Source organism: Microbacterium sp. Leaf288 (assembly GCF_001422925.1).
In the GTDB taxonomy this organism is placed as follows: Bacteria; Actinomycetota; Actinomycetes; order Actinomycetales; family Microbacteriaceae; genus Microbacterium.
In genome coordinates, this window is record NZ_LMNI01000011.1 from 572366 (window position 1) to 593669 (window position 21304).

The following is a 21304-nucleotide window of genomic DNA, read 5'->3' on the forward strand; positions in this document are numbered from 1 at the left end:
ACCGGAGGCCGAGTGTCAGGGCACGCGGTTCGAGACGGTCAGCAGCACGACCGAGTCCTCGAGCGCAGCAAGGCTGTGGCGCTGCGGCGGCACCGTGAGGTGATCGCCGGATGCTCCGTCCCACGCCTCGTCGCCGGCGAGGAGTCGCACCCGCCCGCGCAGCACCTGCAACGTGGCTTCGTGCGGGCTCTCGTGCTCGGCGAGCTCGTGACCGGCGCACAGCGCGATGACGGTCTCGCGCAGGGCGTGCTCATGGCCGCCGCGGATGGTGCGCGCGGCGCGCCCGCTCGACGCATCGCGCGCCTTCGCGGTCAGGTCGTCGATCAGATCGGCCAGATCCGTGCTGTCCATCCGCGTCGCCTCCATCGCCTCGACAGGCCGGAGTCTACCCGCGCGGCCGCCGACTGAGACAGGCCCTGCGGCCGCCGGCATCGGGAATCCCTTCGCCCCGTGCGCGGTTGCGTGGATCATTGCACTGAAGGGAGACCGCGCATGAACGGACTCGAAGTCACCGTGCTCGTCGGGATCACTGTGCTCACCGGCGCGATCCTCGCGCCCCGGCTCCGGGTGGCGGTTCCGCTGCTGTTGGTGGTCGCGGGGCTGGCGCTCGGATTCATCCCCGAGGTTCGCGAGATCGAACTGCCGCCTGAGACCGTGCTGCTGCTGTTCCTTCCCGTGCTGCTGTTCTGGGAGAGCCTCACCACCTCACTGCGGTCGATCCGCCGCGACTTCCGCGGCATCTTCTTGATGAGCACGGCGCTGGTGGTCGCCAGTGCGTTCGCCGTCGCCGGCATCGCGTACCTGCTCGGCCTGCCGTGGGACGCCGCCCTCATCCTGGGGGCGGCGGTCGCCCCGACGGATGCGACCGCGGTGGCGGCGCTCGGCCGCATGCTGCCGCGTCGCAACTTCATGAACCTCAAAGCCGAGAGCCTCACCAACGACGGCACGGCGCTCGTCATCTACGGGGTGGCCGTGGGAGTGGCGGTCGGCGGCACGTACACCCCGCTGGACGTCACCGGCCTCGTAGCGCTGTCGTACGTCGGCGGGGCGGCCGCGGGTATCGTCGTCGCGGGTCTCGCCTACCTGGTGATGCGACGCACCCGCAACACGCTGAACCTCAATATCGCTCTGCTGCTGGTGCCGTTCACGGCGTTTCTGGTGGCCGAGCTCATCCACGCGTCGGGCGTGCTCGCCGTTGTGGTCGCGGGCCTCATCATCGCCTACATCCAACCGCGCATCAGTACCGCCGCCTCGCGCCGGCAGGCCGCATGGACCTGGCCCCTCGGCTCCTTTCTGCTCAACGGCTCGCTGTTCGTGCTGATCGGGTTCGAGGTGCAAGCCGTCGCTCATGAGATCCCCGGCCGCGAGATCGGCTGGCTGGCGGTGATGACCGTCGCGGTGTGGCTCGTGCTGCTCGTCGCGCGGTTCGTCTTCCAGACGACGTCCGTCATGATCATCCGCCTGCTCGATCGCCGGCCCTCGCAGCGTCTGCGCCGCACGACCTATCGGGCGCGGATCGTGAGCGCCGTCGCCGGGTTCCGCGGTGCGGTGTCGCTCGCGATCGCCCTGTCGGTGCCGCTGACCACCGCCTCGGGGGAGGCACTGCCCGGCCGCGACGAGATCATCTTCGTGACGGCCGGCGTCATCCTCCTGACGCTGCTCGTGCAGGGACCTCTGCTGCCCACGGTCGTCCGGTGGGCGCGCCTGCCCGACGACATGGCGATGCAGAAGGAGCTCGAACTCGCCGAGCGCGCGATCACGGGTGCCGCTCTCACCGCGGTCAAGGAGATCGCGCTCGACCATGGCATCAGCGAGGAGACGCGAGATCGGCTGACTCGCGATTACTACGAGTTCCTCGAGCGCAACAACGAGCGCGCGCAAGCGCGAGAGCAGGCGGAGGTCGACCGCCAGATCGCCGACCTCGACCGCAGGATAGGGGAGACGGGTGACGCCGTGCCGGATCCGGCGACGGCTGCCGGCTTGTCCCGAGCGGGCGCAGAGCGGCCGGAGGCGGCGGCGGAAGAGGCATCCGCCACGGCCACGGCTCTCCTGGAGGCGCCCGCCCCGCTGCCCTCGCCCCGTGAGCGCGACGAGGAGTACTCGCGGCTGCGCATCGCGGTGCTCGATCGCAAGCGCGAGGTGCTCTATCGCCTGCGCCGCGAAGGCGCGGTGGATGATGCCGTCGTGACGCAGATCCAGACGCGTCTCGACGTCGAGGAGCTGCGGATCACCGGCATCGAGACGCTCGACTGACGCCCGTCGGCGGGTTCACACCGCAGTGTCGCGCAGGCCGGCCGAGATCAGGTCCGCGAGGGCGGGCAGGTCCGCCGACTCCGCGGAGTCGATGGGCATCTCCTCCTCACCCGTGATCGGCTCCTCCTCGCCGAGGCGGTCGAGGAGCGTCGGCGTCGTGATGATCGCCACCCAGGCCGCCGCCGCGGTGCGCACCCGGCGCGCGGCGATCGGGTGGAGGATGCTCGCGCCGAGCACACGCTCGACGAGCGCCTGCAGCTGACTGCGGTAGTCGTGGAGCTTCTCGCGCACCTCCGGGTGCGTGCGGTGTTCGCGCCAGACGATGACCCGCTGCACCGCCGACTCTGCCTGCAGTTCACGCAATCGGTCCGTCACGTTCAGCAGGGTCTGTGCCGGATCCCCGCGCGCGATGAGTCCGGAGGTGTCGATCGGATCCAGGTCCAGGCGCTCACCCACCAGGGCGCGGAGCAGATCGGTCTTGGTGGGGAAGTAGTAGAACAGCAGCCCTTTGGGCACACCGGCGAGGTCGGCGATCGCCGTCGTAGGGGTGGCATCGAAGCCGCGCTCTGCGAAGAGGCGCTCGGCGGCGTCGAGGATCAGCGTGCGGCTCTCGCGACTGCGGGTCATGTCGAGTCCTGGAAAAGGTCGGCGGGGGCGTCGGTCTGATCCGGCGCCCCCGTCTCGGCTCGCACCTCAGTGCGGGAGGGCCTGGTCGTGCATGTGCATGGCGGGTCTCACGGCGAGCGCGGCGACGATCACCGCGACCGCTCCACCGATCCAGCTGACCCAGGCGGCGCCGGACTGCATGTCGGCGTATCCGCCCAGCCAAGGAGCCACGAACAGCAGCGCGCCGAGCGCGAGCTGCACGTACTCCATCGCCACCATCCCCGGCATGGCGAGGTTGGCGACGCCTGCGGCGATCAGCAGGACGCCGACGATCAGCATCCACGGCATCGACGCGCCCATCTGCGGCAGGGCGAACGCGCACACCACGGCGATGAGGCCGACACCGGCTGCGACCCAGTCCTCCCAGCGAGTCCACTTCTTCATTCGGATCTCCTCCTTTCGAGATCAGATGGCTCCCGATCGGGGGTCGATTCGAACGGTACGCCTGACTGACCGACCGGTCAAGAACCCGCCCGCGCGACGATGAGGGGTTCCGCGGCGCCTCGAGGAGAGAGGAAATCCGGTCAGACGCGCGTGGACTGCCAGCCGAGCGCTGGTGCGACGTACTTGGCGAACGACTCGACGACGCGCAGGTTGAACTCGACGCCCAGCTGACTCGGGATCGTGAGCATCAGCGTGTCGGCCGATGCGATCGCGGCGTCCTCCTTGAGCTGCTCGACGAGCTCGTCGGGCTCCGCCGCGTAGGTCTTGCCGAAGGTCGAGCGGATGCCGTCGATCACGCCGATCTGGTCGCCGTCCTGACGACCGCCGAAGTACATCCGCTCCTCGGCGGTGGTGATGGGGAAGATCGACCGGCTCACCGACACCCGCGGCTCTCCGGCGTGCCCGGCTTCGCGCCACGCGGCGCGGAACGCGTCGATCTGCTGCGCCTGCAGCAGGTCGAACGGGGTGCCGTCGGCCTCGGTGAGGAGGGTCGACGACATGAGGTTCACGCCCGTCCGGCCGGCCCATTCCGCGGAGTCGCGGTTGCCGGCGCCCCACCACACGCGGGAGCGCAGGCCGGGGGAGTGCGGCTCGATGCGCTGCAGCCCGGTGGTGCCGGTGCCGAAGGGGGACGAGGCATCCCGTTCCGCCAGCCCTTCGCCGTCGATCGCTCGCAGGAAGAGGTCGAAGTGCTCGCGCGCGAGGTCCGCGCCCCGCGGGTCCTCCGAGCCGGTGTAGCCGAACGTCTCGTAGCCGCGGACGACGGTCTCGGGTGAGCCGCGGCTCACCCCGAGCGCCAGCCTGCCGCCCGAGATGAGATCGACGGATGCCGCCTCCTCAGCCAGGTAGAGGGGGTTCTCGTAGCGCATGTCGATGACGCCGGTGCCGACTTCGATGTTCTCGGTGCGTGCGGCGATGGCGGCCAGGAGCGGCATGGGGGAGGACTGCTGGCGCGCGAAGTGGTGCACGCGGAAGTACGCGCCGTTCACCCCCAGCTCGTCCATGCCCTGGGCGAGGTCGATCGCCTGCAGCATCGAGTCGGCGGCGGTGAGCTGTCGCCCGCCGCCGAGCGGGCCATAGTGTCCGAACGAGAGGGTTCCGAAACGCTGCATGTCGTCTGCAACCGTACGCGCGCAGCATCCATTCCGGTGAATGCACTCGCGCTGCGGCCGATGCCGCGGCCGGTCGCGAGGCGTCATGGCGCGTCATCGGGGAAGCGATCGGCGCACCCCGTGGTTGCCTCGAAGCATGACCTTCATCGGAACCAGCTCCCTCGACGTCCTTCCCCTCTCGCTCGGCGGCAACGTGTTCGGCTGGACGGCCGACCGCGACGCGTCGTTCGCGATCCTCGACGCGTTCCACGCCGGCGGCGGCAACTTCATCGACACCGCGGACTCGTACAGCGCGTGGGTCGACGGCAACTCCGGCGGCGAGAGCGAGACGATCATCGGCGAGTGGCTGGCGGCGCGGAGGCCCGAGAACGTCGTCGTCGCGACGAAGGTCAGCCAGCACCCAGGATTCAAGGGGCTGTCGGCGAAGAACGTGCGGGCTGCTGCCGAAGCGTCGCTGAAGCGCCTCGGCGTCGACGCGATCGATCTCTACTACGCCCACTTCGACGACGAGACGGTTCCCCTGGAGGAGACCGTCGCCGCCTTCGGCGAGCTCGTCACCGACGGACTTGTGCGCTACACCGCGGTCTCGAACTACAGCGCCGACCGCATCCGCGAGTGGGTCGGTCTCGCGCAGGCCGCCGGAAGTGCGCTGCCCGTGGCCGTCCAGCCGCACTACAACCTCGTGCACCGCAATGACGTCGAGGAGCACATCATCCCGCTCGCGCAGGAGTTCGACCTGAGCCTGGTGCCCTACTTCTCGCTCGCGAAGGGCTTCCTCACCGGGAAGTACCGGTCGACGGATGCTGCGGGCCAGTCCTCCCCGCGCGCCGGCGCCGCGTCGCAGTACGCCACCGCCCAGGGGCTCGAGATCCTCGACGCGCTCGAGGGCATCGGCCGCGCCCACGGCGTCTCGATCGCGGCAACGGCCCTGGCGTGGCTGCGCGCGCAGCCCACGGTGGCCGCCCCGATCGCGAGCGCATCGCGCGTGGAGCAGGTCGCCGATCTGCTCGACGGCGCCCGCGTGGAGCTCACGGCCGATGAGGTCGAGGCGCTCACCCGCGTGTCGGAGTGGACGCCCGCGGCCGTCTGATCACCCTGCAGTGCGGCGACGACGAGCACGGTGCACGTCATCGTCGTCCGACCCGGCCCTCGAGAACGCACCGCGCGCGCACCCCCTGTCCCGGGTGCGCGCGCGGTGCCTACGATGGCCGAGAGAAGACGGCGCCGACGGATGCCGCGAGCCGAGGGGGTGCGCAATGGTCCAGGTCCGGGTGGCCGGTGTGGCGCTCGACGCGTCGGGGCAGCACGTGCTGCTGCTCAAGCCCGTCGACCAGATCCCCGGCGACGGCTTCGTCCTGCCGATCTGGATCGGTCAGCTCGAAGCCACCTCGATCCTGGTCGCCGTCGAGAACGCCGAGGTGCCGCGACCGCTCGCGCACGATCTGATGGGGCTCATCCTCACCGCGCTGGATGCGGTGGCCGTCAAGGTCGAGGTGACCCGCATCGAGGACGGCACGTTCTACGCCGAGATCACACTGTCGACGGCGCTGGGCGAGCGGATCGTCGACGCGCGTCCGTCGGATGCCGTGGCCCTCGCGTGTCGCGTCGGTGCGCCGATCTGGGTTGCCGACGCGGTGCTGGCCGAGGCGGGCGTGCCCGACGTGCTGACCGAGACCGATGCGGCAGAGCGGCTGGACGAGTTCAAGCGGTTCCTCGACGAGGTCGAGCCGGAGGACTTCGAGAGCTGAGCCGGATTCGCGCCGCCGTGTATCTGGGGCGGCGGAGCCCGCTCTTTCGTGGGGTGGCCGCCGCGTGTGGCGCGGCCACACGGACGGAGCCCGTCGTGATGCTCCGTTGCGCTCCTTCACCGAAAGGCATCTCCATGTCCCTCAACGACCTCGCCCTCGACGTGCCCCACGCCGCCGTGGCCGCAGCCGCGGCCGAGCTGCGCGCCGCTCTCGGTGACCGCGCCCTGCTGCGCGGCGACGCCGGGTACGACGCCGCCCGGACGCCATGGAATCTCGCCGTGGCGCAGCATCCGTTCGCCGTCGTGATCCCGGAGTCCCCGCAGGACGTCGTCGACGTCGTGCGTGCAGCGACGCTCTCGGGGCTGCGCATCGCGCCGCAGTCGACCGGCCACGGTGCGGGCGCGCTCAGCGACACCGACCTCGCACATACCGTGCTGGTCTCGCTGCGGGCGCTGCGCGGCGTGACGGTCGACCCGAAGACGCGCACCGCGCGCGTGCTCGGCGGCTCCCTCTGGAACGACGTGCTCGAGGCGGCCGCCCCGCACGGACTGACGGCCCTCCACGGCAGCGCCGGCGACGTGTCGGTCGTCGGGTATTCGCTCAGCGGCGGGCTGTCGTTCTATGCCCGTGCGCACGGCCTCGCCGTGAACGCTGTGCGTGCCGTGGAGGTCGTGACGGCCGACGGCTCGCTGGTGCGCGCGACCGCCGACGAGCACCCGGAGCTGTTCTGGGCGCTGCGCGGCGGATCGGGCTCGTTCGGCGTCGTCGTCGCGATCGAGATCGAGCTGCTCCCGCTCGCGGAGGTCTTCGCAGGCATGCTGCTGTGGGACGCGTCGCGCGCTTCGGAGGTCTCGCACGCGTGGGCGCAGTGGACACAGTCCGCGCCCGAGACCGCGACCACCACCCTGCGCATCCTCCACATCCCGCCGATGCCCGAGCTGCCGCCGTTCCTGTCGGGTCGGTCGGTCGTCGTGATCGACGGGGCGATCGAAGAGACGGATGCCGCGGCATCCGCTCTGCTCGAACCGCTCCGTGCGCTGCAGCCCGAGGTCGACACGTTCGCCCGCATCCCCGCGCCCGCGCTCGTCGGCGTGCACATGGACCCGCCCGAGCCTTCGCCGTCGGTGACGTGGCACGCGGTGCTGAGGGAGCTGCCGGCACGTGCCGTCGACGCCTTCGTCGAGGCGGCTCAGACCCCGGGGATCTTCGTCCAGGAGCTGCGTCACCTCGGCGGCGCCGTGAATCGGCGGCCGGAGGGCGGCGGCGCGATCGCCTCGCTCGACGGGGAGTATCTCGTGCACTCGATCGCGATGGTGCCCGCGCCCGAGGCCGTGGCCCCTGCGACGGCTGCGGTGCGCGCGGGTGTCGCGGCCATGGTGGCGTGGCGGGTCGATGCGCTCGCCCTGACCTTCGTCGACGCTCCCGGCGCCGATCGCTCGGTGGCGTTCGGTGCGGCGTGGGCGCGGCTGCGTCAGCTCAAGCTCGACTACGACCCGGCGAACCTCTTCGCCGCCGCACGGCCGGTCTGAGTCGACGCGTCCACCGTCTCGGCGATCGGCGGTGGGTGTCGCGGTGGATGCGGCTCAGGCCGCACCCACCCGAACGGCTGCCGCGACGTCGGCGGGCGATCCCTTCCAGGGTGCGCCGTGACCGGGGAGCACCCACGAGGCCTGCAGCCCGGCGAGGTGTTCGAGCGATGCCAGAGCCTCGGCGGGGTCGTCGGTGAACGGCGCGGGCTGCATTCCCTCGCGGCCGGTGAGCACATGGCGCGTCGTGAGCGCGTCGCCCACGAACACGGCGTCGGCGACGGGGATGTGCACCGCGATGCTGCCCGGCGAGTGGCCGGGCATGCCGATGATCACGGGGGAGCCGGGCAGATCCAGCACATCGCCGTCGTGCACCTCGACGACCTCCGACACGTAGGTCGTCGGCATCGCGCGCTTGCGCAGCGCGTATGCGAAGAACCCGAGCGTCGGCCCGAGCTTCATCGGCCCCGTCGACACCTTCGGCTTCTCGCCGGTCCGGGCGCGCTCGGCATCGTCCTCGTGCACGTAGACGGGCACGCCATGGTCTCGGCGCAGGCGCTCGGCGAAGCCGATGTGGTCACTGTCTCCGTGGGTGAGCACGACGCCCTTGACGTCGGCGGGGGAGAGGCCGAGTCCCTCGAGCTCGCGCACGAGGTCTTTCCAGTGGCCGGGAAGGCCGGCGTCGACGACGGTGACGCCGTCGTCCGTCACGACGAGGTAGGCGGCGACGATGTCGTTGCCGATGCGGTGCAGGTGGGATGCGAGCTTCATGGGGGATCCTTCGCGGGAGCCGCCGGTGTTTCCGGGTTGGCATGGCTACGATACGTAGCTATCATGGCTACTGTCAATAGCCATCGAGGGAGGCTCGCATGCCGACGCCGGAACGCACGTCGTACGCCGAGATCGTCGCGGCGGGACGCGACATCCTGGAGGAGTCCGGCCCGACGGGCCTGACGATGCAGAGCGTCGCGCAGCGCGTGGGAGTGCGGGCGCCGTCGCTCTACAAGCGCGTGCGGGATCGCGATGCCCTGCTCGAGGCCGTCGCCGCCGCGACCGTCGACGACCTGACCGGCCGGCTCGAGGCATCCGATCGCTCTCTCGAAGGTCTCGCCCGTGCCTACCGGGCGCTCGCGCACGAGCGCCCGGAGGGATTCCGGCTGATGTTCGCGGCCGCCGCTCCTCAGGAGCTGCTCGATCGCGCGGGGATGACGATCGTCGACAGCGCCGCGGTCATCGCCGGTGAGAAGCACGCCCTCGACGCCGCGCGCCTCGTGACCGCGTGGGCGACGGGGTTCATCCACATGGAACTCGCCGGAGCCTTCCGGCTCGGCGGCGACGTCGACGGCGCGTTCGACTACGGTCTCGCCGCACTGCGCCGCGGCCTCGGCGCCTGAACCGGCTGCGTCACGCCGCGCGGCCGGGGATGCGGAGCATCGTGAGGCTCGCATGCCACGTCATCTCCGAGGACACGAGTTCGAGGGCGTGAGCGTGGGCGCCGGGTGAGGTGGATTCGATACAGCGATCGCTGTACTATTGCGGCCATGACATCGGCGACCGCCACTGTGTCCCACACCGCCGCCGTCGCGCGGCTCGGCTACGCGCTCGCCGACCCCACGCGCAGCGCCGTCCTGCTGGCGCTTCGAACGGGCCCCGCGTACCCGTCCGATCTCGCCGACGCCGTGGGCGTGTCGCGTCAGGTGATGTCGAACCAGCTCGCGTGCCTGCGCGGCTGCGGTCTGGTCGTGGCGACTCCCGAGGGCCGACGCGCGTCGTACCGGCTCGCGGATCCTCACCTCGCGCCGGCGCTCGACGAGCTGCTGCAGGTCGTCCTGTCGGTCGATCCCGCGTGCTGCACCGGCGAGACCTGCGGGTGCGTATGAGCGCCGGCATCCTCACCCGCGAGCGACGGAAGAGCCTCGAGCGTCGCATCCGCTGGATCGTCGCGGCAACGATCGCCTACAACGTGGTCGAGGCGATCGTCGCGATCACCGCCGGCACCATCGCGTCGTCGGGCGCGCTCATCGCCTTCGGGCTGGACTCGACGATCGAGGTGCTGTCGGCGGCGGCTGTCGCCTGGCAGTTCACACGTCGCGATCCCGAGCGCTGGGAGCGGCCCACGCTTCGGGTGATCGCGGTCGCGTTCTTCGCGCTCGCCGCGTACGTGACCGCGACGTCGGCACTCACTCTGATCCTGTGGGTCGACGTCGAGCACAGCCCGGCCGGCATCGTGATCACCGCGCTCAGCGTCGTGATCATGCCCTTCCTCTCGCTGGCAGAGCGGCGCGCAGGCCGCGAGCTCGGGTCGGCGACGGCGGTCGCCGATTCGAAGCAGACGCTGATCTGCACGTATCTGTCGGCGTCGGTTCTGCTCGGACTCGTGCTCAACAGCATGTTCGGCTGGTGGTGGGCCGATGCGGTGGCGGGACTCGTGATCGCGGTCTTCGCCGTCCGTGAGGGACGGGAGGCCTGGCGCGGCGACGCGTGCGCAACGTCTGTCGGCATGCTGCTCGAAGACGCCGACGACCACCATCGCGGGTGACAGGGTGGGGCCTCGTCGACCATCGAGCGTCGATAGAATCCCATCTATGAATGGCGCGGCCCAGCGCGGACTCACAGTCCTCGCCGACCCGACCCGTGCCCGCATCCTTCGCTTGATCCGTGACGCGGACGGCGGGCACGCGCTGGTCGGAAAGCTCGCCGACGCGCTGCGCCTCCGGCAGCCCACCGTGAGCCACCACATGAAGGCGCTGCTGTCCGAAGGCGTCGTCGTGAGGGAGCGCGACGGACGACGCGTCTGGTATTCGATCGCGCCGGATCAGATCGATCGGGTGAACGCGCTCGTCGGCGCCGATGACTCGGCGTCGTCGGAGCCCGATCTCGACCGGATCGTGGACGATCTCTCGCTGCGGTTCCGCGGTACGTTCAGTGCCGAGACCGTGAGGGCGAGCGTTCAGAACAGCTACGACCTCCTCGCCACCGGATCGACCTCGCCGCTCCTCGCGTCGAGGACCGCCGCCTTCGCGGCGACGCGACTCGAAGCGCTCAGCCGCGCCCAGGGTGATCTGCCCGCCCGACCCGAGGTGCTGTTCGTCTGCGTGCAGAACTCGGGGCGGTCCCAGCTCGCCGCGGGAATCCTCCGGCACCTCGCGGGCGATCGTGTGGGGGTGCGCAGCGCCGGCTCGGCGCCCGGGCCGGAACTGCGCACGTCGGTCGTCCAGGCGCTCGACGAGATCGGCGTGTCCGTCGGCGGGGAGTTCCCGAAGCCGCTCACCGACGACGTCGTCCGCGCGGCCGACGTCGTCGTGACGATGGGATGCGGCGATACCTGCCCGGTCTACCCGGGCCGGCGGTATCTCGACTGGCCGCTCGAAGACCCCGTGGGCAAGCCGATGGTCACGGTTCGCAGCATCCGTGACGACATCGAAGGCCGTGTGCGCGCGCTGCTGGACGAGATCCTCGCGTACTGACGCGGCGTGTCGTCAGCTCCGGGTGGTCCGGATGGTCGCCCCCGCGACCAGGAACAGCACGGCGGCGACGGGCTGCGCGGCGGTCCAGACGGGCCCGTCGAACGCGAAGGGGAAGATCGGGTTCCACAGGACGGCGATCGCCGCGAACACCGGGATCCACCACCAGTGCCGTGCCTGGAATGCGAACCACGCGACGATCACGGCCAGGATCGCGACGATGAACCGGATCAGCAGGAACCACTCGCCGCCGATCAGCAAGGGCGCCAGGAAGAGCGCGATCGCCGCGATCAGGCTGGGCGCGAAGGCGTTGCGCTGATACGTCGCGGCGGTCCGGTCCTTGTTCGCCATGCTCCGACTCTCTCACCGTTCCCGGCGCGGCGAGAATCCGCGCTCGCTGAGCGGCGACCTACTGGTCGTCGGACACCCGCGACGCCCGACGGCGCTCGAGTCGCCAGTGGATCTCGTGCGTCTCGGGGTGGCGCCACTCGTGCATCCGGTACTCGAATCCCGGCAGCAGCACGATCGGGATCGGATCCGGGGATGCGGGGGCCACGGCGCCGACCACGATCTTGGCGTCGGCCGGAATGAACGGCGACTGCGCAGGAACGGGAGCGGTGATGATCTCGACGGGGTCTCCGTAGGGGCGCGCCATGCGGGCACCTTAGCACGGCCAGGGAACATGCTGAGAGTCACCTTGAGGCTCCTATACGCCACGCATAGGGCAGTTATAGAGTCTCCATAGAAGACGGAGCGTTCGTGGCATCGAGGCCGACCCGAAGGCCTCGGTCCTTGCCGGTGTGTGGGGCTGGCGAGCCGACGGCGCTACCCGCCGTCTTCTAGCCGGTGCTGGTTTGGGGGCGTACTCGTTACGCGGGGGAACCCGGCCCACAGCACTGCGGCGGCTCGCCCCTGGATGCACGGCGTCCAGGGGCGGGTCGCCCCGGCCCTTGTACGACGAAAGGAATCCCCATGTGCGACTCGGCACCCGCAGCGGCGAAGGCCGGGTGGTATCCCACCCCCGTGCACGGGAGGGAGCGCTACTGGGACGGGGTCCGCTGGACCGAGATGTTCCGCCAGGCTCAGGCCGGTGCGCCGAGACCGATCGGTGAGGGCGTCACCTCCGCAGCCTCCACCTGGGCGTCGTCGCGGGGGCTCGGCAGCGGGCCGGTGAGCGACTAGCACGACCGGCGATCGGGCACAATCCCTGCGCGTGAGTCGGCGTCCGTCCGTACGGTCGGCCTCATGGCCACAACGACGAAGAACTCCACCACGTCCGCCACACGCAACAAGCGGCGCGCTCCCCGCGGCGCCCAGCTCACCAAGGAACAGAACGCCGAGAGCGGGTTCACCGCCTCGGCCGCGCTGAGCGACAACCTTCAGAAGGTGCTCGTCGATCTCATCGAGCTGGCCTCCCAGGGCAAGCAGGCCCACTGGAACGTCGTGGGCAAGAACTTCCGCGACACGCACCGACAGCTGGACGAGATCATCGAGTCGGCTCGCGAGTTCAGCGATGCCGTCGCCGAGCGGATGCGGGCGCTCCACGCCCTTCCCGACGGGCGCAGCGACACTGTCGCCGAAACCACCAGCCTTCCCGAGTTCCCGCAGGGCGAGATCGCCACCGCCGACGTGATCGACCTCATCACGGAACGACTCGAGAACACGGTCGCCACCTGCCGGGACGTGCACGACGCGGTCGACGAGGAGGATCCCACCAGCGCGGATCTGCTCCATCAGATCATCGAGAAGCTCGAGCAGTACGCATGGATGGTCAGCGCGGAGAACCGGGTGCCGAAGCAGGGCTGACCCTGAGCCCCGAGAAACGGGGTGCAGCCGTAAGGCTGCACCCCGTTTTGTCATAGCGGGAGGATGGCAGCTCTCCGATCAGCGATAGAAGCCGCCGTAGTAGGTGTCGAGCTGGCCACGGTACCCGTCATCCTGACCCGTCGTGGACTGATCCCACTCCGGAGAGTTCTTGATCTGGTCCTTGGTCAGGTCGACGTAGACCTTCTCGTTTTCGTCGTCGACACGCTCGACGGTCCCCGCCGGAAGGATCACCTTCCGCCCGAAGATCCAAGGCCCGGTATCCACGACCAGCCGGCTGCTGCCGGCGTCGTTGCTCGCCTCGTCGATCTTTCCGATGTCGCCATCCGTGGCGTGCACGTGGTAGCCCACCAGGTCGCGGGAACCGGCCCCGCGGTCGACCGACTGACGGTAGTCCCAGGCGTCCCAACTCGAGGACATGAGTGCTCCTTGTCTTCATGCGAGGGATGGATTCGGAAGTCGACCGGGGTGGTCGCTCCGGTTTCCACGTTAGGAAGTGGTCGGGAGATCGGGGACCCCCTGGCGCATCCGGCGCAGGAGGCGTAATGGCCCCGACCTGCGCGCGCGGACTCTGGAGGGATGTCGTCGGTCGGTGCCACCATGATCAGAACAAATGTTCGATCGAGGGGGCTGTATGCGAGGCGAGGCGACCGTGCTGCACGCGGATCTGGACGCCTTCTACGCCTCGGTCGAGCAGCGCGATGCCCCCGCGCTGCGTGGCCGGCCCGTCATCGTCGGCGGCGGCGTCGTGCTGGCGGCCAGCTACGAGGCGAAGGCTCGCGGGGTGCGTACGGCGATGGGCGGCCGACAGGCGCGTGACCTCTGCCCGGAAGCGGTGGTCGTGCCGCCGCGGATGGAGGCGTACTCGGCGGCCAGTAAGGCGGTCTTCGCGATCTTCCGGGATACGACGCCCCTCGTCGAGGGGCTCTCCATCGACGAGGCGTTCCTCGAGGTCGGAGGGCTCCGGCGCATCGTGGGCACCCCCGAGCAGGTCGCCATGCGCCTCCGGGAGCGGGTTCGTGCGGAGGTCGGGTTGCCCATCTCCGTCGGGATCGCCCGAACCAAGTTCCTCGCCAAGGTCGCCAGCGCCGTCAGCAAGCCCGACGGGCTGCTGGTGGTCGAGCCCGACAGGGAGCAGGAGTTCTTGCTCCCGCTGCCGGTGGAGCGTCTGTGGGGTGTGGGCGCCGTGACCGCCGGGAAGCTGCACGGGCTCGGCATCCATACCGTCGGTCAGCTTGCGGAGCTCGAGGCGGCGACCGCCGAGAGGCTGCTGGGGAAGGCGGCCGGCGCGCACCTGCACGCACTCGCCCGGCTGCGGGATCCGCGGCCGGTCGACACGACGCGTCGCCGCGGGTCCATCGGTTCGCAGCGTGCCCTCGGCGCCCGTCCCCGGACGCCCGAAGAGCTGGAGGTCATTCTCACGCAGATCGTCGATCGGCTCGCACGTCGGCTGCGCGACCGCGACCGCGTCTGCCGCACCGTCGTGCTGCGGCTCCGTTACGGCGACTACGCGAAGGCCACCCGGTCCCGCTCGTTCCGCTCACCGACCGACCGCACCGCACTGATCCTCGCCGTCGCGCAAGGACTGCTCGCCGCCGCGCAGCCGCAGATCGCAGAACGCGGCATCACCCTCATCGGCGTCTCGCTGTCGCAGCTCGGCCGTCTCGACAGCGTCCCGCCGGAGCTTCCGATCGATTGGGACGACGGCGTGCGCCTCGACACCGTGCTCGACGCGGTCCGCGATCGCTTCGGCGCGGCATCCGTCTCGCGGGCCGCTCAGCTCGGCCGCGATCCGGGCTGGTCGACGCCGCTGCTTCCGGAGCACGAATGAACCGGTCGCGTGCCGGGCGACCCCGCGAGACGGCGTGTCCGTCGTGCGACCTCAGAGGGGACGCGACTTGAGCAACGGCGAGTGCCGCCAGGCGCCTGTGGTTCGGAGTCTCCTTCAGCGTCGAGCGACCGTGTGCTCGGGTGCCACTTGCGGGAACAGCAGCAGGACCGCTGCATATCCCAGCGCCGCGCCGAGCAGCTGCGCTCCGATGAAGGGCAACACGGAGGCCGGAGCGATTCCGGCGAACGTGTCGCTGAACATTCGGCCGACGGTGATCGCCGGGTTCGCGAAGCTCGTCGACGACGTGAAGAAGTAGGCCGCACCGATGTACGCGCCGACGGCGGGCGCGGCAAGATGTGAACGGCCGGTCCGCACCAGGGCGAAGATCAGGAGGATGAGCCCGGCGGTCGCGACGACCTCGGACAGTAGCAGCGGCAACGCCGAGCGGTCGGTGGTGCTCCACGCGACCGGGGGAACGTCGAACATCACGTTGGCAAGCACCGCGCCGGCGATGCACCCGAGCACCTGGACGGGCAGGTACACCGCCGCGGTCGACCACCTCCGGCGGTGCAGAGTGATGTCGACCAGCGTGACGACGGGGTTGAAATGGGATCCCGAGACCGTCGCGAAGGCGAGGATCAGTACGGCGAGGCCGAGGGCGGTGGCGAAGGCGTTCTCGAACAGCTGCAGTCCGACATCACCGGGGGAGAGGCGCTGGGCGGCGATGCCGGACCCGATGACGACAGCGGCGAGTCCTGCACTGCCGAGGAACTCACCGGCGGCGGCGCGTGCGGCGTGCGTCACGAGGCGACGAGGAGCTGCGAAACGCGGTCCAGCGCACCCGGCACGAGCTTGAAGTAGGCCCAGGTGCCGCGTTTGCTGCGGGAGAGGAATCCCGCAGTGGTGAGAATCTTCAAGTGGTGGGAAACCGTGGGCTGACTGAGTCCGACGGGCTCGATCAGGTCGCAGACGCACGCCTCGGAGTCCTCTGACGCAGCGACGATGGACAGCAGTCGGAGCCGGGTCGGATCGGCGAGCGCTTTCATCGTGAGGGCGAGCTGCTCCGCCTCCTCGGCCGTCAGCGGCTCGCGAACGAGGGGTGTGCAGCACACGCCGGCCGTGACATCCGTCACGTCGAGCATCGTGGTCATATATCGAGGTTAGTCGATATTGACAGGTGTCGATAGATGGGTCCAGAATCGGGGTATCGAAGTTCATCAATATCTATGGGAGGACGTTGTGACCCTGCTCGACCTGAGCCCCCGAGTCGTTGAATCCAGCCCGCTGTCGACTCTGCCCGTCGCGATCATCGGTGCGGGGCCGATCGGGCTCGCCGCCGCTGCGAACCTCGTCGAACGCGGCATCGATTTCGTGGTCTTCGAGGCTGGCGGCGAGGTCGCCGCCAGTGTGCGCTCGTGGGGTCACACCCGTCTGTTCTCCCCGTGGAAGCACCTCGTGGATCCGGCGTCGCGCCGCCTTCTGGTGGACGGAGGGTGGGAGATGCCCGACCCCGAGCGGGCGCCGTCGGGGACGGAACTCGTCGAGAAGTACGTCGCGCCGCTGGCTGCTCTTGAGGAGATCGCACCGCGCATCCGTCTCGGTGTCGAGGTGATCGGCGTGACGCGCGAGGGGATGGACCGCACCCGCACGGCCCGCCGCGCTACGACGCCGTTCGCGTTACGGATCCGAACTGCGGACGGCGAGGTCGAAGACGTCGCCGCGCGCGCCGTGATCGACGCGTCGGGCACCTACCTCTCTCCGAACTCGCTTTCCTCCAGTGGACTCGAGCTGCTGGGGTTGGCCGATATCGCTGACCGTGTCACTCCCGCGCTTCCCGATGTGCTCGGCCGAGATCGTGCCGAGTTCGCGGGCCGGAGCGTGACAGTCGTCGGGGCCGGTCACTCTGCGGCCAATACGCTGCTCGCCCTCGTGCAGCTCGCCCGCGAGGAGGCCGGCACCACGGCTACCTGGCTGATCCGCAATGCCAGGGCCGCGCGGGTCTCGTCCTCGCCCGACGATGAGCTGATCGGTCGTGCGAGCCTCGGGAGTCGCGTCGACCGGGCCGTGGAGCGTGGCGACATCGCCCTCGTCGACAGCTTCGAGATCATCCGCGCCCGCCGCGCGGGCGATGCCGTCGAGCTGGTGGGGCACCGCGGCGGAGAGGTCGTGACCCACGAGGCCGACATCGTCGTGAATGCCACCGGCTTCCGGCCGAACCTCGACATCCTCCGCGAGATCCGCCTCGAGCTCGACGAGATCGTCGAAGCGCCCAAGCGCCTCGCGCCGCTCATCGACCCGAACGTTCACTCCTGCGGCAACGTCGAGCCGCACGGCTTCCGCGAGCTGACGCACCCGGAGCAGGGATTCTTCATCGTGGGGATGAAGTCCTACGGGCGGGCGCCGACCTTCCTTCTCGCCACCGGCTACGAGCAGGTGCGTTCGGTGGCGGCGTGGCTCGCTGGGGATGTCGCGTCGGCGTCGAACGTCGAACTCCAGCTTCCCGCGACGGGTGTCTGCTCGACCGATGCCGGCAACGGCGGTGGATGCTGCTGATGACGGAAGTGCGCGAGATGACGCCGGCCGATTGGCCGGCGGTCGAGGAGATCTACGCACAAGGGATCGAGGACGGGGAGGCGACCTTCGAGGTCGCCACTCCGACCTGGCAGACGTTCGACGCCGGCAAGCTGCCGGAGCTGCGTTTCGTTGCCGCCGACGAGCGTGGCGCTCTCGTCGGCTGGATCGCCGCCTCGCCCGTGTCCTCGCGTCCGGCCTATTGCGGTGTCGTCGAACACTCCGTCTACATCAGCCGAGACGCGCGCGGGCAAGGCATCGGCCGACGCCTGCTTGAAGTGTTCATCACCGCTGCCGAGGGTGCGGGAATCTGGACCATCCAATCGAGCATCTTCCCTGAGAACGCCGCGAGCCTCCGACTCCATGAGGCTGCGGGATTCCGTGTGGTGGGCCGGCGTGAGCGCATCGCCCGGGCAGGTGTCGGCCCCCACGCGGGCGCGTGGCGCGACACGCTCCTCATCGAGCGACGCAGCACGACGGTGCACGCCGTCTGAGCATGCACGACGCGATCGGCCGACCGCGGCTTCGAGAATATAGATAGACCACGGTCTATGCTTCCTAGAGAGTGAGAGAAAGCGAGCCCGCCATGAGTGACAAGCCCACCGTTCTGTTCGTCTGCGTGCACAACGCCGGCCGTTCGCAGATGGCTGCCGGGTACCTCCGTGCGCTCGCGGGCGACGATGTCGAGGTGCTCTCCGCGGGGTCGGCGCCCAAAGAGGTCATCAATCCGGTCGCAGTCGAGGCGATGGCAGAAGAAGGCATCGACATCGCGGGCCACACGCCGAAGGTGCTGACAGTCGATGCTGTCAAGGAGTCGGACGTCGTCATCACGATGGGCTGCGGCGACGCGTGCCCGATCTTCCCCGGCAAGCGTTATGAGGACTGGGAGCTCGACGACCCCGCCGGGCAGGGGATCGAGGCTGTGCGACCGATCCGTGACGAGATCCGCCGGCGCATCGAGGCGCTGATCCACGACCTGTTCCCTGAGCGGGTCGCGTAGCCAGAACGGGACACTCTTTCTCCCACGCTTCTGCTGTTGTCTTTTGGGCGTAGCCTCTGACTGGATCGGGACGTCGTCTCAGATCGTGAGGTGCGCCTATGGCTCGGTGGACCAGGAGTCGTCTTGTCCGCAGCAGTGCGCGCTCACCTGCCGGGCGATTCGTGTTGCGAGTCGCCCGCGATCTCGCTGATCTGGGCCTTATCGATCGCGGCATGACCCTCGCGGCGCATACATTCACGTCGGTGCTGCCCATATTGATCGTCGTGGGCGCTGTGCAGTCCAGACTCGACACTCGCACTGCCGCGATCTTCGCGGAGCACATGGGATTCGATGCGGCCACGGCCGAGACTCTGGAGAAGTCGCTGCCGGGCGGAGCTCAGGAGCTTCGCGCGACAGGTGTCATCGGGGTGATCCTCCTCGTCATCGCCGCAACCTCGTTCGCGCGGGCCCTGGAACGGAGCCTTCGCAGGATCTGGCGCACGCCCGCCGTCAGCCTGAAGTTCGCCTGGCGGTGGCTGGCGGCGGTTGCCGCTGTCGTCATCGGAATCGCGGTGGTCGTCGCGACGCGCGTCATCATTCGCGACGACGGACCGTTGCCGGTGATCGAGTTCATCGCCGAGGTTGCGCTGTGGGGTGCGCTCTGGTGGGTCGCTTCGTGGATCGTCGTCAATCGCGGGGTCAGCCTTCGAGAACTGCTGCCCGGCTCCGTCCTTGCGGGAATCGGATTCGCGGTGGCCGGAAGGTTTGGCAGAGTATTCCTGCCACCGCTGCTCGCGGACTCGGCGCTGCGATTCGGCGTCTTGGGCATGGCGTTCACCTATATCGGATGGCTGCTCGTGCTGGCCTGCGTCCTCCTCATCGCGGCGACCGCCGGTCGAGTCGTGTATCTCACCTACTCGGGCCGAGCATGGCGTCACTCCGTTTCGAGGTTCCGCGTCGGGGCTCGAGTTGGTGGGGTGTAGGAGAGGGAACCTTCGCCCTTCCCTGAAGCACGCCGCTGAAGATCCGGTGCAGCTACTGGCGCTCGTCCCGAGAGGTCAAAGCGAAATCGCCGAGCCCTCACGGCCAGCCATGTCACCGCACGCAGGCCGGTCTGCCCGCGGGCCTCGCGCAGCACAGTCGGATGCGCGGCCACCCACGGGACGGCCCTCCGGGCGAATGACACAGTCGTTGGCGGAACGCCATCAACCGCCGCTCGTGGTGGAGACACCTGGCTGGCCTTTGAGACGGTTGGTCTCAAAGGGATCCGCCGAATAGTGTGGTGACGCCGGGCCCGCGCTGCTAGAGCGTCACAACGATGTCCCCAGCGTCGAGCCTGTCCCCAGCGGGCGCGTGACGCACGCGGGCAAGGCAAAGGTCCCTCGGACGCCACAAGCTCTAGTTGCGGCGTCCGAGGGACCGTCTCATGCGCAGGTAGTTGCGCACAGGGAGTCAGTGGCCCCAGCCGCAGAGATCCCCAGATTGGTGTCGCACGGGGGCCAAATCCCAGGGTCCCCGCGAGCTCACGTCGCCCACCCTACCGTGTCCCCCGTTCGGGGGACAGCATCGATTCGCTTGACGGCGCTCGGAGGGGCGAACGCATACTCGATGGGCGGAACCCGGCCCCATCGACCCCTGCGCGGTCGACGTCGAAGATGACTCGCCCGAGACCATCCACCTCGTCGTCGCTGGGCGGCTGCGGGTCGGGAGCGAGGTCGTCGACGTCCCGGGCGCGCTGACCACTCGTTCGCCCACCGGGTCGGTGGGCGTGCGAATCAGGTCGATAAGCCGTCAGCAGCGCGAGGTACACCGCGAACGCGACGAGGACGATGCTGCGGCTGCGGTGCGAGGAATGGCTGGCAGAGGTGGTCACAGGGCATCTTCTCCCAGAACCCTCTGAGCCGCCGAGCCCAGTCGATCGATGATCCGGCGGCGGCGCTGCCACTTCGGGAACTCAATGGGGCAACGGGCCGTGCCCGCTACGGTTTGAATCCTTCCCGACGGCGCATGTGGGCCGGATCCATTCCGAAGCGAGTGATGCGGCCAGAGATCCTCGAGGCGGCGAACAACTCGTCCCGTGAACTCGAAGACGGCGAGTGGGTGCCGTGGACTCCTCGAACAAGTGCCGTCTGGGTGCGGCCGAGCACGTTCGTACGCCGGTCCGCGAACGGGCGACCTGAGACGGTCTGCTGAGCGCTCAGGAACCAGTAGCGCTCGTTCGATCGTGTCTTCGCGTCCGCGGGCACCATCGCCTGGCTCGCCGACTGATGTTAGCTCTCGAGCAGCGCTGCGAGCGCGGCCAGGTCGTGCTCAAGGCTGTGCTGAACTTCGTCGGACATTTCCCTTGCCAGTTGCGCTTCGCCTGGCCCGTCGAGCCATGCAGACAGTGTGACCTCGGTGCCGTCGAGCCCTTCGACGGCTTCGTGGTGCACGGTCAACTCCGCCCCATCGAGTTCGGTGGTGTCGGCATAGACGAAGCCCGGCCCCACCGTGGTGATGCGGAACGGCGACTCTTGACCACCGACCGCTTTCAGGACTCCGCGGGCGCCCACGCCGAAGGGCTCTGACAGCTTGAAGTACTCCATGCTCGGCGCCCACTCGGGGTGTGTTTCGATAGCGCACCAGCGCTCGAAGAACAGCGAGGCCGAGGCACTGGACGTGCGGCGGGTTCGGGCAATCTCGATCACGAATCGACGCTAGCGCCAATCCCCGACAGTGAAGAGGCCGAGCTCTTTGGCCGCTCTGATCCGGTCGTTGGTGTCGGTTGACGGTCGATCAGCGGGCGTTTTCGGGCACCAGGAGATCCCACCGCGTCGGCCATTGCATACCGCCGGCCGTGGCTTGCTCGCGTTTCAGTGAGGAGTGAGCATGAGCGCGACGAGCATT

Annotated in this window: 26 protein-coding genes; 15 read left to right on the forward strand and 11 right to left on the reverse strand. The window is 69.3% G+C overall.

Features of this window, described 5'->3' with window-relative positions; genetic code table 11:
* Window positions 1-15: 15 nt before the first annotated feature.
* Window positions 16-351 (reverse strand): cupin domain-containing protein, encoded by a 336-nt coding sequence (locus tag ASF40_RS11940; RefSeq protein ID WP_056369289.1) that lies wholly within the window; start codon window positions 349-351, stop codon window positions 16-18.
* A 141-nt stretch (window positions 352-492) separates the two neighbouring features.
* On the opposite strand from ASF40_RS11940, the gene ASF40_RS11945 reads away from it, so the two are divergent.
* Window positions 493-2253, forward strand: a complete 1761-nt coding sequence (locus tag ASF40_RS11945; protein ID WP_056369290.1) for a Na+/H+ antiporter — start codon at window positions 493-495, stop codon at window positions 2251-2253.
* Between the two features lie 15 nt (window positions 2254-2268).
* Here the strand turns inward: ASF40_RS11945 and ASF40_RS11950 are convergent, their stop codons facing one another.
* The 3 genes from ASF40_RS11950 to ASF40_RS11960 all read right to left on the reverse strand — a co-directional run bounded on the left by ASF40_RS11950 (window position 2269) and on the right by ASF40_RS11960 (window position 4475).
* Entirely contained in the window at window positions 2269-2880 is a 612-nt protein-coding gene (locus tag ASF40_RS11950; RefSeq protein ID WP_056369292.1) for a TetR/AcrR family transcriptional regulator, read from the reverse strand.
* A 66-nt stretch (window positions 2881-2946) separates the two neighbouring features.
* Window positions 2947-3303, reverse strand: a complete 357-nt coding sequence (locus ASF40_RS11955) for an SPW repeat domain-containing protein (RefSeq protein ID WP_056369293.1) — start codon at window positions 3301-3303, stop codon at window positions 2947-2949.
* A gap of 140 nt (window positions 3304-3443) precedes the next feature.
* Window positions 3444-4475 (reverse strand): LLM class flavin-dependent oxidoreductase, encoded by a 1032-nt coding sequence (locus tag ASF40_RS11960; protein ID WP_056369296.1) that lies wholly within the window; start codon window positions 4473-4475, stop codon window positions 3444-3446.
* Between the two features lie 136 nt (window positions 4476-4611).
* Here ASF40_RS11960 and ASF40_RS11965 point away from each other — a divergent pair, with 136 nt between their 5' ends.
* The 3 genes from ASF40_RS11965 to ASF40_RS11975 all read left to right on the forward strand — a co-directional run bounded on the left by ASF40_RS11965 (window position 4612) and on the right by ASF40_RS11975 (window position 7752).
* The gene (locus ASF40_RS11965) at window positions 4612-5565 is read left to right on the forward strand and encodes an aldo/keto reductase (protein ID WP_056369297.1); all 954 of its coding nucleotides are present in this window, start codon (window positions 4612-4614) and stop codon (window positions 5563-5565) included.
* A gap of 166 nt (window positions 5566-5731) precedes the next feature.
* The gene (locus ASF40_RS11970; RefSeq protein ID WP_056369299.1) at window positions 5732-6223 is read left to right on the forward strand and encodes a bifunctional nuclease family protein; all 492 of its coding nucleotides are present in this window, start codon (window positions 5732-5734) and stop codon (window positions 6221-6223) included.
* A 134-nt stretch (window positions 6224-6357) separates the two neighbouring features.
* Complete coding sequence (locus ASF40_RS11975; protein WP_056369301.1) at window positions 6358-7752, forward strand: FAD-binding oxidoreductase; 1395 nt, start codon at window positions 6358-6360, stop codon at window positions 7750-7752.
* 54 nt (window positions 7753-7806) lie between these two features.
* Here the strand turns inward: ASF40_RS11975 and ASF40_RS11980 are convergent, their stop codons facing one another.
* A complete protein-coding gene (locus ASF40_RS11980; protein WP_056369303.1) occupies window positions 7807-8520 on the reverse strand; it encodes an MBL fold metallo-hydrolase in 714 nt (237 codons plus the stop codon).
* 98 nt (window positions 8521-8618) lie between these two features.
* Between ASF40_RS11980 and ASF40_RS11985 the strand changes: the two genes are divergently transcribed.
* From ASF40_RS11985 to ASF40_RS12000, 4 genes are all read left to right on the forward strand, one after another.
* Window positions 8619-9143: a TetR/AcrR family transcriptional regulator gene (locus tag ASF40_RS11985; RefSeq protein WP_056369304.1), complete on the forward strand. Its 525-nt coding sequence runs from the start codon at window positions 8619-8621 to the stop codon at window positions 9141-9143.
* 147 nt (window positions 9144-9290) lie between these two features.
* Window positions 9291-9629, forward strand: a complete 339-nt coding sequence (locus ASF40_RS11990) for an ArsR/SmtB family transcription factor (RefSeq protein WP_056369306.1) — start codon at window positions 9291-9293, stop codon at window positions 9627-9629.
* Window positions 9626-10288: a cation diffusion facilitator family transporter gene (locus ASF40_RS11995; protein WP_056369923.1), complete on the forward strand. Its 663-nt coding sequence runs from the start codon at window positions 9626-9628 to the stop codon at window positions 10286-10288. The genes ASF40_RS11990 and ASF40_RS11995 overlap by 4 nt, the downstream gene beginning before the upstream one ends.
* A gap of 46 nt (window positions 10289-10334) precedes the next feature.
* Window positions 10335-11216, forward strand: coding sequence for a metalloregulator ArsR/SmtB family transcription factor (locus ASF40_RS12000; protein ID WP_082497023.1), 882 nt, complete (start codon window positions 10335-10337; stop codon window positions 11214-11216).
* 12 nt (window positions 11217-11228) lie between these two features.
* Here ASF40_RS12000 and ASF40_RS12005 read toward each other — a convergent pair whose 3' ends face one another.
* Both ASF40_RS12005 and ASF40_RS12010 read right to left on the reverse strand, forming a co-directional pair.
* Entirely contained in the window at window positions 11229-11564 is a 336-nt protein-coding gene (locus ASF40_RS12005; RefSeq protein WP_056369308.1) for a DUF6804 family protein, read from the reverse strand.
* 58 nt (window positions 11565-11622) lie between these two features.
* Complete coding sequence (locus tag ASF40_RS12010) at window positions 11623-11868, reverse strand: hypothetical protein (protein WP_056369309.1); 246 nt, start codon at window positions 11866-11868, stop codon at window positions 11623-11625.
* Window positions 11869-12185: 317 nt separating this feature from the next.
* On the opposite strand from ASF40_RS12010, the gene ASF40_RS12015 reads away from it, so the two are divergent.
* Both ASF40_RS12015 and ASF40_RS12020 read left to right on the forward strand, forming a co-directional pair.
* On the forward strand, window positions 12186-12395 hold the full coding sequence (locus ASF40_RS12015; protein ID WP_056369312.1) for a DUF2510 domain-containing protein: 210 nt from the start codon (window positions 12186-12188) through the stop codon (window positions 12393-12395).
* Between the two features lie 63 nt (window positions 12396-12458).
* On the forward strand, window positions 12459-13019 hold the full coding sequence (locus tag ASF40_RS12020; protein WP_056369314.1) for a Dps family protein: 561 nt from the start codon (window positions 12459-12461) through the stop codon (window positions 13017-13019).
* Window positions 13020-13097: 78 nt separating this feature from the next.
* On the opposite strand, the gene ASF40_RS12025 is transcribed toward ASF40_RS12020, so the two are convergent.
* A complete protein-coding gene (locus ASF40_RS12025) occupies window positions 13098-13457 on the reverse strand; it encodes a PRC-barrel domain-containing protein (RefSeq protein WP_056369315.1) in 360 nt (119 codons plus the stop codon).
* 214 nt (window positions 13458-13671) lie between these two features.
* On the opposite strand from ASF40_RS12025, the gene dinB reads away from it, so the two are divergent.
* Window positions 13672-14868: a DNA polymerase IV gene (gene dinB, locus ASF40_RS12030; RefSeq protein ID WP_056369317.1), complete on the forward strand. Its 1197-nt coding sequence runs from the start codon at window positions 13672-13674 to the stop codon at window positions 14866-14868.
* Window positions 14869-14982: 114 nt separating this feature from the next.
* Here dinB and ASF40_RS12035 read toward each other — a convergent pair whose 3' ends face one another.
* Window positions 14983-15672: an aquaporin gene (locus ASF40_RS12035; protein ID WP_056369319.1), complete on the reverse strand. Its 690-nt coding sequence runs from the start codon at window positions 15670-15672 to the stop codon at window positions 14983-14985.
* Window positions 15669-16019: an ArsR/SmtB family transcription factor gene (locus ASF40_RS12040; protein ID WP_056369322.1), complete on the reverse strand. Its 351-nt coding sequence runs from the start codon at window positions 16017-16019 to the stop codon at window positions 15669-15671. Before ASF40_RS12040 ends, ASF40_RS12035 begins: the two co-directional genes overlap by 4 nt.
* An 88-nt stretch (window positions 16020-16107) precedes the next feature.
* Between ASF40_RS12040 and ASF40_RS12045 the strand changes: the two genes are divergently transcribed.
* The 4 genes from ASF40_RS12045 to ASF40_RS12060 all read left to right on the forward strand — a co-directional run bounded on the left by ASF40_RS12045 (window position 16108) and on the right by ASF40_RS12060 (window position 19401).
* Complete coding sequence (locus ASF40_RS12045; protein WP_056369324.1) at window positions 16108-17421, forward strand: FAD-dependent oxidoreductase; 1314 nt, start codon at window positions 16108-16110, stop codon at window positions 17419-17421.
* Window positions 17421-17933 (forward strand): GNAT family N-acetyltransferase, encoded by a 513-nt coding sequence (locus ASF40_RS12050; protein WP_056369326.1) that lies wholly within the window; start codon window positions 17421-17423, stop codon window positions 17931-17933. Before ASF40_RS12045 ends, ASF40_RS12050 begins: the two co-directional genes overlap by 1 nt.
* Before the next feature lie 92 nt (window positions 17934-18025).
* Window positions 18026-18439: an arsenate reductase ArsC gene (locus tag ASF40_RS12055; protein ID WP_056369328.1), complete on the forward strand. Its 414-nt coding sequence runs from the start codon at window positions 18026-18028 to the stop codon at window positions 18437-18439.
* A gap of 98 nt (window positions 18440-18537) precedes the next feature.
* Window positions 18538-19401, forward strand: a complete 864-nt coding sequence (locus ASF40_RS12060; protein WP_082497024.1) for a YhjD/YihY/BrkB family envelope integrity protein — start codon at window positions 18538-18540, stop codon at window positions 19399-19401.
* A gap of 1287 nt (window positions 19402-20688) precedes the next feature.
* Here the strand turns inward: ASF40_RS12060 and ASF40_RS12065 are convergent.
* Window positions 20689-21105: a hypothetical protein gene (locus tag ASF40_RS12065; protein WP_056369332.1), complete on the reverse strand. Its 417-nt coding sequence runs from the start codon at window positions 21103-21105 to the stop codon at window positions 20689-20691.
* Window positions 21106-21304 lie beyond the last annotated feature (199 nt).

Coding starts and splice junctions, on each gene's coding strand:
- ASF40_RS12060 (WP_082497024.1), top strand. CDS start 18,538: ATGGCTCGGTGGACCAGGAGTCGTCTTGTCCGCAGCAGTGCGCGCTCA.
- ASF40_RS11945 (WP_056369290.1), top strand. CDS start 493: ATGAACGGACTCGAAGTCACCGTGCTCGTCGGGATCACTGTGCTCACC.
- ASF40_RS12000 (WP_082497023.1), top strand. CDS start 10,335: ATGAATGGCGCGGCCCAGCGCGGACTCACAGTCCTCGCCGACCCGACC.
- ASF40_RS11960 (WP_056369296.1), bottom strand. CDS start 4,475: ATGCAGCGTTTCGGAACCCTCTCGTTCGGACACTATGGCCCGCTCGGC.
- ASF40_RS11990 (WP_056369306.1), top strand. CDS start 9,291: ATGACATCGGCGACCGCCACTGTGTCCCACACCGCCGCCGTCGCGCGG.
- ASF40_RS12015 (WP_056369312.1), top strand. CDS start 12,186: ATGTGCGACTCGGCACCCGCAGCGGCGAAGGCCGGGTGGTATCCCACC.
- ASF40_RS11950 (WP_056369292.1), bottom strand. CDS start 2,880: ATGACCCGCAGTCGCGAGAGCCGCACGCTGATCCTCGACGCCGCCGAG.
- ASF40_RS12050 (WP_056369326.1), top strand. CDS start 17,421: ATGACGGAAGTGCGCGAGATGACGCCGGCCGATTGGCCGGCGGTCGAG.
- ASF40_RS11965 (WP_056369297.1), top strand. CDS start 4,612: ATGACCTTCATCGGAACCAGCTCCCTCGACGTCCTTCCCCTCTCGCTC.
- ASF40_RS12010 (WP_056369309.1), bottom strand. CDS start 11,868: ATGGCGCGCCCCTACGGAGACCCCGTCGAGATCATCACCGCTCCCGTT.
- ASF40_RS11985 (WP_056369304.1), top strand. CDS start 8,619: ATGCCGACGCCGGAACGCACGTCGTACGCCGAGATCGTCGCGGCGGGA.
- ASF40_RS11955 (WP_056369293.1), bottom strand. CDS start 3,303: ATGAAGAAGTGGACTCGCTGGGAGGACTGGGTCGCAGCCGGTGTCGGC.
- ASF40_RS12025 (WP_056369315.1), bottom strand. CDS start 13,457: ATGTCCTCGAGTTGGGACGCCTGGGACTACCGTCAGTCGGTCGACCGC.
- dinB (WP_056369317.1), top strand. CDS start 13,672: ATGCGAGGCGAGGCGACCGTGCTGCACGCGGATCTGGACGCCTTCTAC.
- ASF40_RS11975 (WP_056369301.1), top strand. CDS start 6,358: ATGTCCCTCAACGACCTCGCCCTCGACGTGCCCCACGCCGCCGTGGCC.
- ASF40_RS12020 (WP_056369314.1), top strand. CDS start 12,459: ATGGCCACAACGACGAAGAACTCCACCACGTCCGCCACACGCAACAAG.
- ASF40_RS12005 (WP_056369308.1), bottom strand. CDS start 11,564: ATGGCGAACAAGGACCGGACCGCCGCGACGTATCAGCGCAACGCCTTC.
- ASF40_RS11940 (WP_056369289.1), bottom strand. CDS start 351: ATGGACAGCACGGATCTGGCCGATCTGATCGACGACCTGACCGCGAAG.
- ASF40_RS11995 (WP_056369923.1), top strand. CDS start 9,626: ATGAGCGCCGGCATCCTCACCCGCGAGCGACGGAAGAGCCTCGAGCGT.
- ASF40_RS11980 (WP_056369303.1), bottom strand. CDS start 8,520: ATGAAGCTCGCATCCCACCTGCACCGCATCGGCAACGACATCGTCGCC.
- ASF40_RS12040 (WP_056369322.1), bottom strand. CDS start 16,019: ATGACCACGATGCTCGACGTGACGGATGTCACGGCCGGCGTGTGCTGC.
- ASF40_RS12055 (WP_056369328.1), top strand. CDS start 18,026: ATGAGTGACAAGCCCACCGTTCTGTTCGTCTGCGTGCACAACGCCGGC.
- ASF40_RS11970 (WP_056369299.1), top strand. CDS start 5,732: ATGGTCCAGGTCCGGGTGGCCGGTGTGGCGCTCGACGCGTCGGGGCAG.